General features: G+C 70.4%; 14 protein-coding genes. 12 read left to right on the top strand and 2 right to left on the bottom strand.

The window, feature by feature from the left end:
• Positions 1-131 precede the first annotated feature (131 nt).
• The 3 genes from ND450_RS28170 (at position 132) to ND450_RS28180 (ending at position 3434) form a co-directional block, all read left to right on the top strand.
• Positions 132-1520, top strand: a complete 1389-nt coding sequence (locus tag ND450_RS28170; RefSeq protein WP_253321568.1) for a collagen binding domain-containing protein — start codon at positions 132-134, stop codon at positions 1518-1520.
• Positions 1505-2215 carry a class F sortase gene (locus ND450_RS28175; protein WP_253321569.1) on the top strand — a complete coding sequence of 237 codons (711 nt, stop codon included), beginning with the start codon at positions 1505-1507 and terminating at the stop codon, positions 2213-2215. Before ND450_RS28170 ends, ND450_RS28175 begins: the two co-directional genes overlap by 16 nt.
• 70 nt (positions 2216-2285) lie before the next feature.
• On the top strand, positions 2286-3434 hold the full coding sequence (locus ND450_RS28180; protein ID WP_253321570.1) for a polysaccharide deacetylase: 1149 nt from the start codon (positions 2286-2288) through the stop codon (positions 3432-3434).
• A gap of 15 nt (positions 3435-3449) precedes the next feature.
• Here the strand turns inward: ND450_RS28180 and ND450_RS28185 are convergent, their stop codons facing one another.
• Positions 3450-4484, bottom strand: a complete 1035-nt coding sequence (locus ND450_RS28185; RefSeq protein WP_253321571.1) for a sorbosone dehydrogenase family protein — start codon at positions 4482-4484, stop codon at positions 3450-3452.
• A gap of 288 nt (positions 4485-4772) precedes the next feature.
• Here ND450_RS28185 and pqqA point away from each other — a divergent pair, with 288 nt between their 5' ends.
• From pqqA to ND450_RS28215, 6 genes are all read left to right on the top strand, one after another.
• On the top strand, positions 4773-4895 hold the full coding sequence (pqqA, locus tag ND450_RS28190; protein ID WP_063758378.1) for a pyrroloquinoline quinone precursor peptide PqqA: 123 nt from the start codon (positions 4773-4775) through the stop codon (positions 4893-4895).
• A 77-nt stretch (positions 4896-4972) separates the two neighbouring features.
• Positions 4973-5668: a pyrroloquinoline-quinone synthase PqqC gene (gene pqqC / locus ND450_RS28195; protein ID WP_089909443.1), complete on the top strand. Its 696-nt coding sequence runs from the start codon at positions 4973-4975 to the stop codon at positions 5666-5668.
• A complete protein-coding gene (pqqD, locus tag ND450_RS28200) occupies positions 5665-5937 on the top strand; it encodes a pyrroloquinoline quinone biosynthesis peptide chaperone PqqD (RefSeq protein ID WP_253321572.1) in 273 nt (90 codons plus the stop codon). The genes pqqC and pqqD overlap by 4 nt, the downstream gene beginning before the upstream one ends.
• Positions 5930-7009: a pyrroloquinoline quinone biosynthesis protein PqqE gene (gene pqqE, locus ND450_RS28205; RefSeq protein ID WP_253321573.1), complete on the top strand. Its 1080-nt coding sequence runs from the start codon at positions 5930-5932 to the stop codon at positions 7007-7009. The genes pqqD and pqqE overlap by 8 nt, the downstream gene beginning before the upstream one ends.
• Positions 7006-7881, top strand: a complete 876-nt coding sequence (gene pqqB / locus ND450_RS28210; RefSeq protein WP_253321574.1) for a pyrroloquinoline quinone biosynthesis protein PqqB — start codon at positions 7006-7008, stop codon at positions 7879-7881. The genes pqqE and pqqB overlap by 4 nt, the downstream gene beginning before the upstream one ends.
• Positions 7882-7899: 18 nt before the next feature.
• Positions 7900-9048 (top strand): CdaR family transcriptional regulator, encoded by a 1149-nt coding sequence (locus ND450_RS28215; RefSeq protein WP_253321575.1) that lies wholly within the window; start codon positions 7900-7902, stop codon positions 9046-9048.
• Here the strand turns inward: ND450_RS28215 and ND450_RS28220 are convergent.
• A complete protein-coding gene (locus tag ND450_RS28220; RefSeq protein ID WP_253321576.1) occupies positions 9002-9844 on the bottom strand; it encodes an SGNH/GDSL hydrolase family protein in 843 nt (280 codons plus the stop codon). The genes ND450_RS28215 and ND450_RS28220 overlap by 47 nt on opposite strands.
• Before the next feature lie 116 nt (positions 9845-9960).
• On the opposite strand from ND450_RS28220, the gene ND450_RS28225 reads away from it, so the two are divergent.
• The 3 genes from ND450_RS28225 (at position 9961) to ND450_RS28235 (ending at position 12736) form a co-directional block, all read left to right on the top strand.
• Positions 9961-10701, top strand: coding sequence for an inositol monophosphatase family protein (locus ND450_RS28225; RefSeq protein ID WP_253321577.1), 741 nt, complete (start codon positions 9961-9963; stop codon positions 10699-10701).
• Positions 10698-11381 carry an SDR family NAD(P)-dependent oxidoreductase gene (locus ND450_RS28230; protein ID WP_253321578.1) on the top strand — a complete coding sequence of 228 codons (684 nt, stop codon included), beginning with the start codon at positions 10698-10700 and terminating at the stop codon, positions 11379-11381. Before ND450_RS28225 ends, ND450_RS28230 begins: the two co-directional genes overlap by 4 nt.
• Before the next feature lie 305 nt (positions 11382-11686).
• Positions 11687-12736 (top strand): YncE family protein, encoded by a 1050-nt coding sequence (locus tag ND450_RS28235; RefSeq protein ID WP_253321579.1) that lies wholly within the window; start codon positions 11687-11689, stop codon positions 12734-12736.
• Positions 12737-12746 lie beyond the last annotated feature (10 nt).

A 12746-nucleotide genomic window follows, 5' to 3' on the forward strand; every position in this document is an offset into this window, starting at 1 on the left:
CAGTCACATTCCATTCACAGTCACACCCTCAGTGACGACACACTTCCCCCTCGTGGCGGCTTGTCCCCGGTGTGGGGGAACGAGAAGCTCGCACGCGGGATCTCACAGGTCAGAGGGGATGACGATTCACCATGGGCTGGAAACGTCTGGCCGCCGTGGCGATGGTTTCGGGGCTCGCGCTCCTGACCGTCCCCGCGACGGCGACCGCTGTCGGCGTCAAGGGCATCGGCCACAACGCGTCAGGGCTCCAGCCCAACGCCACACCGGGTAGCGAGTGGCACGGCTCATACATCTGGCAGGACAAGCAGGTGTGGTGCGTGCAGTACGCGCTGCCCGCGCCGGACAGCACCGTCGGCTACAAGGAAGGCGACGCGCTGCGCACCAAGGCGGGCAAGGACCTCGCCCCCGACATCGCGGCGAACATCTCCTACCTGCTGCTGCGCTACTCGACGACCAAGTCCCCGGACGAGGCCGCAGCGCTCGCGCACCTGCTGCACAGCTGGACGTCGGCTCCCGACGGCGAGGTCACGTACGACACGACCGACGCCAAGCGCCTCGCCTACAACGCGGAGTTCTACGCCGCGCGCCTGCCGCAGTCCGTCATGGACACCGTCGCGCGCATCAAGGCCGACGCCGAGGCCAACCGCGGCCCGTGGACGCTCACCGCGACCGCGCCGAAGGAACCGCTGGTCATCGACGCCGAGTCCAGCTGGACGCTGTCGCTGGTCAAGGCCAACGACAAGGGCGTCACGAACGCCCCGATCGCCTTCACCCTGACCGACGCGAAGCTCGCCGACGGCGCCACCAGCGGCACGGCGACCACGGGTGCGGACGGCAGCCCCGCCGTGGTCAAGCTCATCGCCACCGGCCCGAAGCCGTCGATCGCGGCCGTCGCGGACTCCCCCGCCGACCGCCCGGTCGTGCACTTCCCCATCCAGACCGAGAACATGCAGCGCATGGTGACGACCGGTGGCGAGAAGAAGCTGAACGCCGCCGCGAACACCACCGCGAAGACCGCGCCCGGCGCCGTGAAGATCACGAAGATCGACTCCGAGACGAAGAAGTCGATCGCGGGCGTCGCGCTGCGCGTCACGGCCAAGGACCAGACGTCCGCGGCGAAGAAGCAGGACGACACCGACCTCGTCGGCACGGACGGCAAGCCGCTGGTGCTGCAGACCGGCGCCGACGGCACGGTCGAGGTGCCGGACCTGCGCACCCCGCAGGAGATCTGCCTCGTCGAGGTGGCCGCCCCCAAGGGGTACGAGGAGTTCTTCGACCCGAAGGCGCCGCCGTCCGCGTGCGGCACGCTCGCGGCGGGTCAGACGCTCGCGCTGGAACTGGTGAACAAGCCGAACAAGCCGGTCTTGCCCAGCACGATCCCGGCGGGCGCGGACGGGCAGACGCCGGTCGCGACGGCGTCGTTCGACACGCAGCTGCGTCCGGGCCTGATGCTGGCGGTGGGCGGCCTCGTGCTGTTCGGTGCGGCACTGGCAGGCTTCCTGGTGTGGCGGAGGCAGTGAGTGGCAGGGCTTTTCTGACCGGGGCGCTGGTGGCGGGTGTGGCCGCCGCCAGCGTTCTGGTCGGCACGTCCGAGACCGCGGTCGTCAAGGGACGCGCGGTCGCGGACGAGATCCCGGTGGTCGCGCCGGGGCCGGTCGCGGACAGCCTGAGCACCGGCCGCGGTCCCGACCTCACCGGCCTGGTCGGTGGTGCGAACACGGCCAACGCCAAGCCCGCCGAGCCGGCTCCGCAGCAACAGCAGCCCGCGCCGCCCAAGGCGGGTCCGGGGTCCGTGCGGCTGCCTGCGGGCGGTTCGGCGACGCTGGTGCGCAAAGAGGTGAAGGACGGCGTGCTGCCCGTGCCCGACGGCATCGGCGAGGCGACGTGGTGGGGCACCGAGATCAGTGGCGCCGAGGGCGCGACGGTGCTGGCCGGGCACGTCGACTGGAAGGGCGCGAAGGGCCCGTTCGCGGAGCTGTGGCAGGCGCAGAACGGCCGTGAGGTCGTGATCGCCGACAGCGCGGGCAAGGAGTTCCGGTTCCGCATCAAGCAGATCGAGACCGTGCGCAAGGAGGAGCTCCCGGCGCGCGCGGTCGAGTTCTTCGGCCCGCGCGGCCCGCACCGGCTGGTCCTCGTCACCTGCGGCGGCACCTGGATCGGTGGTCAGCAGGGGTACGAGGCGAACAGAGTGGTCATCGCCGAACCCGTTCAGTGACCAATCCTGTACCTCACGCAACCCGTTCGGGTAACTAGTCGTCTCCTTTAGTGTGAAACGGTGGGGATGGTTGACCACGGGTGTGGCGCTGGGTCTGGTACTGGCAATGGTGTGGACCCTCGGGTCGCACGACGAACAGACCCCGGTGTCGGACTCGGGTCCCCTGCCGATGGCGCCGAGACTGCCCGCTCCGAAGGACGCGGGGCCGACGCCGACGGTGCCCGCCCCCACCCCCGAGCAGCTCGCCAAGCAGCCGTGGATGCACAAGCTCGCACCCGGTGAGAAGCCCCCGCAGTTCGTGCTCTTCTCCTTCGACGGCGCGGTGTCGAAGCAGCACTGGGACAAGGTCCTGCCGATCGCGAAGGCCAAGAACGCGCACGTCACCGGTCTGCTGTCCGGCGTGTACATGCTGGCCGACCAGGACAAGCTGCAGTACCAGCCACCGGCGGGCCTCAAGCGCGGCGTCTCCGACATCTCGTTCGGCGGCACCAGGCAGGACATCACCGCCCGCATCGGCTACCTGAACCAGGTGATCGCCGACGGCCACGAGATCGGCACCCACTACAACGGCCACTTCTGCTCCGGCGGCACGCAGCCGTCGGTCGACAAGTGGGACACCGCGGCCTGGAACCAGGAGCTCGACCAGTTCAAGCAGCTCGTCGACTCCTCCCGAGCCGCGGGCCTCAACCTGCCCGCCGACGCCGTCCGGGGTGGACGGACGCCGTGCCTGGAGGGCAACTGGGACCAGGCCTTCCCGGCGATGGCCGCGCACGGGCTCGTCTACGACACGAGCAAGGTCGCGCTCGGCGTGCAGTGGCCGACCGTCCAGAACGGACTGTACGAGTTCCCGATGCCCGAGGTACGCGTTCCTGCGCTGGGCAAGCAGGTCGTGATGATGGACTTCAACCTCTGGTACTCGCTCAACAAGGCGCAGGACGAACCGCACCGCGCCGCCGACTTCGCCCAGATCGTCCTCGACACCTACAAGTCGGTGCACCAGGCCGCGCTGAACGGCAACCGCGCGCCGATCGTCGTCGGCAACCACTTCAACGAGTGGAACGGCAACGCGTTCTCGACGGCCATGGAGCAGTTCATGGAGTACGTGTGCGACAAGCCGGAGACGGTGTGCGCCACCTACACCGAGGTGATCCAGTGGATGCAGCTGCAGGACCCGGCGGTGCTCGACCAGCTCCGCCGGATGCCCGCAGCCCGCAACTGACAGCGACCCGGGTCGCTAGCCGTCGGTCGAGATGATCCGGTCGTCGTTCGCTCCCGGCGAGCCGTTCGCGTCCTGGTTGGACGTGCCCAGCCACAGCGTGCCGTCCGGCGCCGTCGTCACCGCGCGCACGCGGCCGTAGCCCGTGAACACGGCCTGCGGGGTGCCGAGGGTGGTGCCGCTGACCGGGATCTTCCACACGCGCTTGCCGGTGACGGCGCCGACGTACAGGGCGTTCTTGTAGAACGCGATGCCGGTCGGGCCCGCCTGACTCGTCGACCAGGTCTTGACCGGGTTCGTCATGCCCGAGACGTTGCAGTTGCCCTCACACGTGGGCCAACCGTAGTTCTTGCCGGCCTCGATGCGGTTGACCTCGTCGGTCGTGTTGTTGCCGAACTCCGTGGCGTACGCGGTGCTGCCGATCCACGTGATGCCCTGGACGTTGCGGTGGCCGATCGAGTAGACGACGCTGCCCGCGCGGGGGTTGCCCGCCGCGGGCTGCCCCGCGGTGTCGAAGCGGAGGACCTTGCCTCCCAGCGAGTTCCAGTTCTGGGCGTTCGCGGTGTTCTGCCCGTCGCCCGTGGTGGCCCACAGGAAGCCGTCCGGACCCCATTCGAGCCCGCCGCCGTTGTGGTAGCGGTTCTTGGGGATGCCTGTCACGATCGGCTGCGGCGTACCGCCGAGCTGCAACTTGGCGACGCGGTTGTCGCTCGCCGTCGAGTAGTAGATGAAGACCGAGTTGTCGGTCGCGAAGCTCTTCGAGACCGCGAGGCCGAGCAGTCCGCCCTCGCCGCCCGTGGTCTGGGCCTGTTCCACCGTGTCCAGTTCGGTCACGGTCGTGCCGGAGATCTTCTTGATCTTGCGGGTGTCCCGCTCGGTGAAGATGCCGCTGCCGTCCGGCAGGAACTCGATGTCCCACGGGATGTCCAGCTTCGTGGCGAGGGTCCGCTCGGCCAGGACGGAGGGATAGTCCTGGGCCGACGCGGGCACCGCGCAGAGGGTCGCGGCCAGGGCAGTGCAGGCTGCCGCCGCTGCGATTCGACGAGCACGCATGTGCTCTCCTTCTCGTCCGCTCGAGGTGTGGCTGCGGCGGCGGTGTTGCAGGGCGTGTTCACGCAATCACACATCGCGAAGCGCCGCAACAGTCGTCGGAGGTCCCGGTATTCCCGGTCGTCGTCTGAGTGAAACCGGCGGCGATCCCTCCGATGACTTCAGGTCACTTTCTGTACGGTCTAGACCGTGGTGGCCCGCACCACCTACCGTGTGGTGCGCCGCCGCGCCCTCACGGAAAGCGCTTGCACGCCCGGCCGGGCCTGCGGGCAGGAGACCGAGGAGTTGCGCATGAACGTTGCCGTCACCACGACCGAGACCAAGCTCCCCGAGGTCAGGCGCGAGTGGGTCAAGCCCGACTTCCGCGACTTCGAGACGCCGATGGAGGTCACCGCCTACGCGGCGCGCAGCTGACGTCAGGTGGTGGGCCGGGGTTCCGCGCCGGAGCCCCGGCCTCTCGCGCGCCCTCCCCTGCCGACCGAGGAGTTCCCATGTCCGCCGTTCCTCCCGCGGAGTTCGTCGCCGAACTGCGCGCCCTCGCACCCCGGTACTGGGACAGCCACCCGTTCCACCTGCGCATGCACGCGGGACAACTGGGCAAGCACGAGCTGCAGGCGTGGGCCGCGAACCGGTGGTACTACCAGCGCTGCATCGCGCAGAAGGACGCCGCGATCCTCTCCAACTGCCCGTTGCCCGAGATCCGCCGCCAGTGGCGCGAGCGGATCGTCTGGCACGACGGCACGAAGCCCGGTGAGGGCGGTGCGGAGAACTGGATCCGCCTCGCCGAGGCCGTGGGGCTGACCAGGGACGAGGTGCTCGACGAACGGCACGTGCTGCCCGGCACGCGCTTCGCCGTCGACGCCTACGTGAACTTCGCGCGCACCAAGCCGTGGGTCGAGGCCATCGCGTCCGGACTCACCGAGATGTTCTCGGGGGCGTTGATGCGCAAGCGTTTGACGGCTCTGCGGGAGCAGTACCCGTGGATCGCCGAGGAGGGGTTCGCCTACTTCACGAACCGCATCGAGGCCGTCGCGGGTGAAGGCCGGGCCACTGTGGACATCGTGGTCGAGCACTCGCGGACCCGTGAACAGCAACTGGCCGCCGTCGCCGCGCTGTCGTTCAAGTGCGATGTGCTGCGGGCCGTGCTGGACGCCGTCGACTACTACTCGGGCAGGGGCAGGCCGTGACCGTGGCGCTGGACGCCGTGCCGCGGATCCGGCGCGGGGTGAAGTGCACCTACGACCAGATCCGGGAGGCGCACGTCGTGCTGTTCCCCGAGGGTGTGCTGGTGCTGAACGAGACCGCGGCTTCCGTTGTGGCGCTGTGCGACGGTGTCCGGTCCATCGGGGACATCGCGGTCGCGCTGGCCGACGAGTACGCCGGGGTCGAGCCCGGCGACGTGGTCTCCCTGGTCGTCCGCATGGTCGAACGGAGGGTGGTGGACGTGGATGGCTGAGGCGCCCTTCGGGCTGCTGGCCGAGCTGACGCACCGGTGCCCGTTGCAGTGCGGCTACTGCTCGAACCCGCTGGAGCTGGTGCGCCGCGACGCCGAGCTGTCGACCGAGGACTGGCGGCGCGTCTTCGACCAGGCCCGCGCGCTCGGCGCGTTGCAGATCCACCTGTCCGGCGGGGAACCGCTGCTGCGCCCCGATCTCCCCGAACTGGTGGCGCACGCGAACAGCCTCGGCTGCTACGTCAACCTCGTCACGTCCGGCGTGGGACTCTCGCGCGACCGGTTGCGAACGCTGGCATCTCTCGGCGTCGACCACGTGCAGCTCTCGTTGCAGGACGCGACTCGCGCCGGCAACGACCGGATCGCGGGCATCAAGGCGTTCGACCGCAAGGTGGAAGCGGCCTCCCACGTGCTGGACGAGGGCCTTCCGCTGACGGTGAACACCGTGCTGCACCGGCAGAACCTCGACAACGTCGCCGGCATCATCGCGATGGCCGAGCGGATGGGCGCCGAGCGTCTGGAGCTCGCGAACACCCAGTACTACGGCTGGGCGCTGCGCAACCGCGCGGTACTCCTGCCGACGCGGGAGCAACTCGCCGCCGCCGATCCGGTCGTCGCCGCGGCGCAGGAACGGCTGCGCGGGCGCATGGAGATCGTCTACGTCATCGCGGACTACCACGAGGCCCACCCGAAACCGTGCATGTACGGGTGGGGTGCGCGGCAGCTGACGGTGGCGCCGAACGGGGACGTGCTGCCCTGCCCTGCCGCCACGGTGATCTCGTCGCTCGAGATCGAGAACGTGCGCGACTCGTCGTTGCACGACATCTGGCACCACTCGCCGTCGTTCAACGCCTTCCGCGGCTTCGAGTGGATGAAGGACCCGTGCCGGTCGTGCCCGCGCAAGGAGGTCGACTTCGGCGGCTGCCGCTGCCAGGCGTTCCAGCTGACCGGCGACGCCGCCGCCACCGACCCCGTCTGCTCGCTGTCGCCTGATCGGTCCACTGTGGACCTGATCCTGGAGACCGAGATGGCGCCCGCCGAAGTGCCCGCGATGGCGATGAGGAAGATGCGGTGAAGGCGGTTCTGCTCGGCACGACGGCCGGTGGTGGTTTCCCGCAGTGGAACTGCGCGTGCTCGTTGTGCGTGCGTGCCCGTTCGGGGGCGTTGCCGTCGCGGTCTCAGGACTGTCTGGCGATCAGCGGCGACGGCGCGGACTGGTGGCTGGTCAACGCCTCCCCGGACATCCGCACGCAGATCACCTCGTGCTCGTTCCTCGACCCCGGTCCCGGCGCGCGCGAGACCCCGTTGCGCGGCGCCCTGTTCACCGACGCGGAGCTCGACCACACCCTCGGGCTGCTGACGTTGCGGGGTGGCAAGGGTGTGACGGTGTGGGCGCCGGCTCCGGTCCTGCGCGCGCTGAAGGACGAGTTCGACCTGCGCACGGTGATCGACGGGTACGCGCCGGTGGCGTGGCGGGAGGCGGCCGGCTCGTTCGACCTCGGCGGCCTGCGCGTGACGGCGATCCCGATCAGCGGCAAGCGGCCGAAGTACGCGCGGTCGTCCACTGTGGACGGTGACTGGGTGGTCGCCTACCGGTTCGAGGACCCGGTCTCCGGTGGTGTGCTGGTCTACGCGCCCTGCCTGGCGGCGTGGCCGGACGGGTTCGACGAGGTGGTCGCGGGGGCGGACTGCCTGCTGCTCGACGGCACGTTCCACGCGGCCTCGGAGATGGGATCGGCGACCGGCAGCGCGTCCGGGCAGGCCGCGATGGGCCACCTCCCGATCACCGCGAGCCTGCCCGAGCTGCGGCGGTTCCCCGGCGTGCGCCGCCTCTACACGCACCTCAACAACACCAACCCGGTGCTCGACCCGTCGTCCCCGGAAGCGGTGGAACTGCACGAGGCGGGTGTGGAGGTTCCGCTCGACGGCACGGTGATCGAGCTGTAGATCGGCCACAATCACGGGATGTCCTACGTGATCGGCGGCCGGCCGCTGGCGGCGCGACTCGTCGCGGAGATGCCGTCGTTCGTGCGGCAGGTGATCGAGGCGCTGGTGGAGCGCGTACCGGCGTACTCCCAGCTGCCCGCCGAAGAACTCGCCGGCGACATCCACCGCGTCACCGAGCACGCCCTGCGCGCGTTCGCCCAGGTGCTCTCGACCGGTGAGCTGCCGTCCGCCGCAGAGCTCGCGTTCCTGCGCGAGTCGGCGGCGCGGCGGGCCGAGGAGGGCGTGCCGATCGACGTGGTGCTCACCGCGTACCACGTGGGGATCCAGGTCGTGTGGGACGTGCTGGTGCCCGAGGCGCGTCCCGAGGAGGTCCAGGACGTGCTGGCGCTGAACGCGCTGGCGTTGCGGTACCTGCAGCTCGTGACGCCCGTGGTGAGCGCCGGGTACCTCGACGAGCGCCAGACGATGTTCGACGACGAGCGCTCGGCCCGTGCCACGCTGCTGACCGGCCTGCTCGCCGGAACCGTGGAGGCGCCGGGACCTTTCGTCGTGTTCGCCCTGCACCTGCCGCCCCACCCCGACGAGCTGCTGCCCGGGGTGGACGCCGCCGTCGCGTCCCGGCGGAAGCTGCGGCGGGTGCGCACGGAACTGGAGCGGCACAGCCGCGAACCGGTGCTGTCGTCGCTCACGTCCGACGGCGGCCTCGCCCTGCTGCCGGGCGAGGACCTGCCGTGCGAACGGATCGTGGCGGACGTGACGCGGGCCGCCGGTGTGCCGGTGACGGTGGCGGCGGTCGCGGCCGGTGCGTCCGGCGTCGCGGCCGCCGCCGTGCTGGCACGGGAGGTGCTGGCCGTCGCGGTGCGGTCGGGTCCGGGCCTGTACCGGCTCACGGACGTGCTGCTGGAGTACCAGCTCTCCCGCCCCAGCGCCGCATTGGAGCCGTTGGCCGCCATCGTCGAGCCGCTGACCGACGAGCTGGTGCAGACCCTGGAGGTCTACCTCCGGCGCGGCTCACGGCGCCCGGCCGCCACCGAGCTGCACGTGCACCCGAACACCGTCGACTACCGGCTGCGGCGCGTCGCGGAGCTGACCGGGCTGGACCCGACGCGGATCGAGCACGTCACGCTTTTGACGGCTGCGCTGGCCGCACGGCGTTCGCGACCGTAGCGCCGAAGGCCGCCATGCCCGCCGCGTTGGGGTGCAGCGGCGCCGCGACCGTCGTCGGGACCAGGCCCTCCAGGTACCGGTCGGCGGGCTTGGCGCACGTGTCGTGCCCGACGCTGACGGCTGCGAGGTCCACGTAGGTCGCGCCGCGCTTCTCCGCCTCAGCCTTGGCCGTGGCGCTGAGCAGGTCCACCGACCTCTGCAGGAAGTCGGCGTCGCGGCCCCAGATCGGCTGGACCGGGTAGCAGCCGCCGGGACGGATGTAGGTGCCGTAGCCGGTGACGAGGACCTTGGCGTGCGGTGCGCGGCGCTTGACCTCGTCGAGGGCGGCCCCGAACTCGGGCGCCCACCCGCGGATGGCCGCGGCGACCTGGTCACCGCCCGCGGTCAGCCGGGCCTCGCACGAGAGACCGACGGGTTCGGGGAGCAGGTTGATGCAGCCCAGCGCGGTCTGCACGAGCCCGACGTCGTTGCCGCCGATGGTGATCGACACCAGGTCGGTGGTGGGCTTCAGCGCGTCGTACTGCGGCGCGACGAACCCGAACTGGCGGCCGGCGAAGTCGTCGGTCTTGGCGCCGGAGCAGGTGACGTCGGTCAGCCTCGCGCCGAGCAGCTTCGCGGCGACCTGCGGGTAGTTGCGGTCGCTGCGCAGGCACCACAGCGCCGGGTCCGGGTTCGGGATCAGCGGTCCCGCCGCCGCCGAGTCGCCCAGGGCGACGTAGTCGAGGGTGTCCGCCTGCGCGGTGCTTGTTCCGGCGACCAACATCGCCACGACAGCCAGCCCGGCCACGATTCGCATCCCGATCCTCCAACGTCGTTGTCAGGTCAGCTCATCGTGGTGGCTCTGGTCACCGGTGCGGGTAGGACGTTGCCCAGAGTCATCCGGTCGTGTTTGTGACCGATCACAATGGGAGTGTGACTCCTGCGGATCTCCTGTCGTTGGCCACCCAGTCCTGCGTGGACGCCGCGAAGCTGTTGCGCGAGATCCGCGTGGACGTGTCCGCGAAGGGCGCCTACGACCAGGTCAGCACCGCCGACCTCGAACTGGAGGCGTTCCTGCGGGCGTGCCTGACCGAGGGCGCTCCCGGCTCTGCGGTCGTCGGCGAGGAGCTCGGCAGCGCGTCCGCCGAGGTCACGTGGTTCGTCGACCCGATCGACGGCACGCGGAACTTCGTGCGCGGCCTCCCGTTGTCGTGCATCTCCGTGGCCGCCGCCGTCGACGGCGTGCTGGTCGCGGGCTGCGTGCTCGACCCGTTCCGCGACGAGCTGTTCACGGCGGCGGCGGGCGTGCCGTTCGGCGTTCGCTCGACCGGCCTGGTGATTCCGCCGGGGGTGAGCCCGCGGCCGCTCGTGCTGACCGACATCCCGTTGCCCGGCAGCCCGTACGAGGGCGAGGTGGAGTTCCTGGCCGACCTGATGGAACGGGCGGACGTGCGGCGCGTCTACTCGACTGCGCTGTCGCTCGCGTGGGTGGCGGCGGGCAGGGCGGACGCGGTGACGAACATCGGCATCCACCCGTGGGACGTCGCGGCGGGCGCGGTGCTCGTGCGCGAGGCCGGCGGGGTGTTCACCGGGATCGGCCACACCGCGTTCGCCGCGGGCAGGGGTGAGATCGTCGGCTGGCTGGCGGACCGGGTGGAGGGCATCGTCTCGTGATCGATCTCAGCGGCAAGGTCGTGCTGGTCACCGGAGCGGGCGGCACCATCGGCGCGGGGATCGCCGCCCGGTTCGAGGCCGCGGGCGCACTGGTCGTCCGCCACCTGGGCCGCGAGGACGGCGACCTGCGCACGGAGGCGGAGCGCGTGGTCGGTGAGGCGGCCGCACGGCACGGCAGGCTGGACGCCGTCGTGAACAACGCGGGCGCGCAGCCCGTGGACCCGTTGCCGGGCATGACCTCCGAGCGGTGGCGGTCCGTCCTGGACACGAACCTGACCGGTCCGTTCTCCGTCACCCAGGCCGCCGTCGCACACCTGCCGGCGGGAGGCTCGGTCACGCACATCGCGTCGATCGAGGGCACGCACCCCGCTCCCGGGCACGCCCACTACGCGGCCTCCAAGGCCGGGCTGATCATGCACGCGCGGGCGGCCGCGCTGGAGTACGGGCCGCGCGGGATCCGGGTCAACACGGTCTCCCCCGGCCTCATCGCGCGGCCCGGCATCGAGGAGCAGTGGCCCGAAGGCGTCGCGCGGTGGCGGGAGGCCGCGCCGCTGACCCGCCTCGGCACGCCCGAGGACGTCGGCGACGCGTGCGTGTTCCTGGCGAGCGACCTCGCGAAGTGGATCACCGGGCACGACCTCGTGGTGGACGGCGGAGTGACGGCTCGGCCGACGTGGTGATCCCGTTGCGGCGGCTGCCACTACACAGTTGACACCTTTCCGTCACGTTCAGTAGTCAATCACACCACTACCCCAATTCGTACAGAACCGACAGGGTCCGACGGCCTGTCGGCGGCTTTACTTATCACCTGGCATAAGACCAGGTTAGACGCGGTACGTGACGTCCCCTCTACCGTGCGTATCAATCGACTATGGAATGTCTCAACTGGGTCACAGGATGGATTTGAGCTACCCAGAGTGATAACACCCGCGTCTCTTCCGTCGAAAGGTCAACAGTCGACTTGGACCGGAGGGGGACGGACGACATGACATCCGAGTACCGACCGATTTCCCGACGCACGCTCCTGACCGCCGCACTCGGCGGGGCTGCTGTGGGCGTCGTCGGACAAGGCCTGTTCGCGGGAGCCGCCGGCGCGGCACCCAAGGCGGGCCGCCAGAAGCTTCTGATCGGCAGCGTGGACCGCCTCGGCAACGGCGTGGTGCAGCTGACCGACCCGAGCCTGACCGGCGAGCAGACGCTCGTGCCGGTCAACGGACAGCCGAACGGGATCGTGGGCTCGCCCGACGGTCTGCGCGCTTACGTGGGGACGGTCTTCGGGCCGGGTCTGAGCGTCGTGGACGTCGACGGCGGCCGCGTGACCGGCGAGGTCGCCGTCGGCGGGTTCGCCAACGAGCTGCTCGTCTCGCCCGACGGCAGGACGGTGTACGTGGCGACCGGCTCCGCCGGTGCCGGTGGCTCCAGCGGGCACGTGGCCGTGGTGGACACGGCGAGCGGCGAGGTCCGGGCGAGGATCAAGGCAGGCCTGCTGCCGCGCTCGCTCGCACTCAGCCCGGACGGCAAGCAGCTGTTCGTCGGTGACGAGCGGGCCAAGGGCGTCACGATCGTCGACACCGCGAAGAACGCCGTGTCGGGCAGGTTCGAGACCGACGGCACGCCGCTGCTGATCGCCATCGATCCCAAGGGCAAGAACCTGTACGTGGCGCAGTCGCGTGAGCTGGCCACGTTCGGCCTGCGCGGCGGCAAGTCCGGGGCGACCGCACTCGACGGCGTCCCGTGCGGCCTGGCGGTGCACCCGAACGGCACGTTCGCGGCCGTGAGCCTTTACGCGGGCCGCAACTCCGACTCGCAGCTGGTCACGGTGAACATCAACTCGAACAAGGTCAGGACGAAGGAGTCCAACGGCAAGGCGAACGGTCCTCTCGCGATGAGCAAGGACGGTGGCCGGGCGTTCGTGCTGGACGAGAAGAACCGCAAGGTCACGTCCGCGGACACGAACTCCGGCAAGCCGGACAGCTCTTTGCCGACCCCCAACTCGAACACGCCGACCTCCGTCGCGTTCGTCGAGACCGCCTGAGCGCCGGAGG

Origin of the sequence: Lentzea sp. HUAS12 (assembly GCF_024125735.1) — a bacterium.
Classification (GTDB): domain Bacteria; phylum Actinomycetota; class Actinomycetes; order Mycobacteriales; family Pseudonocardiaceae; genus Lentzea; species Lentzea albida.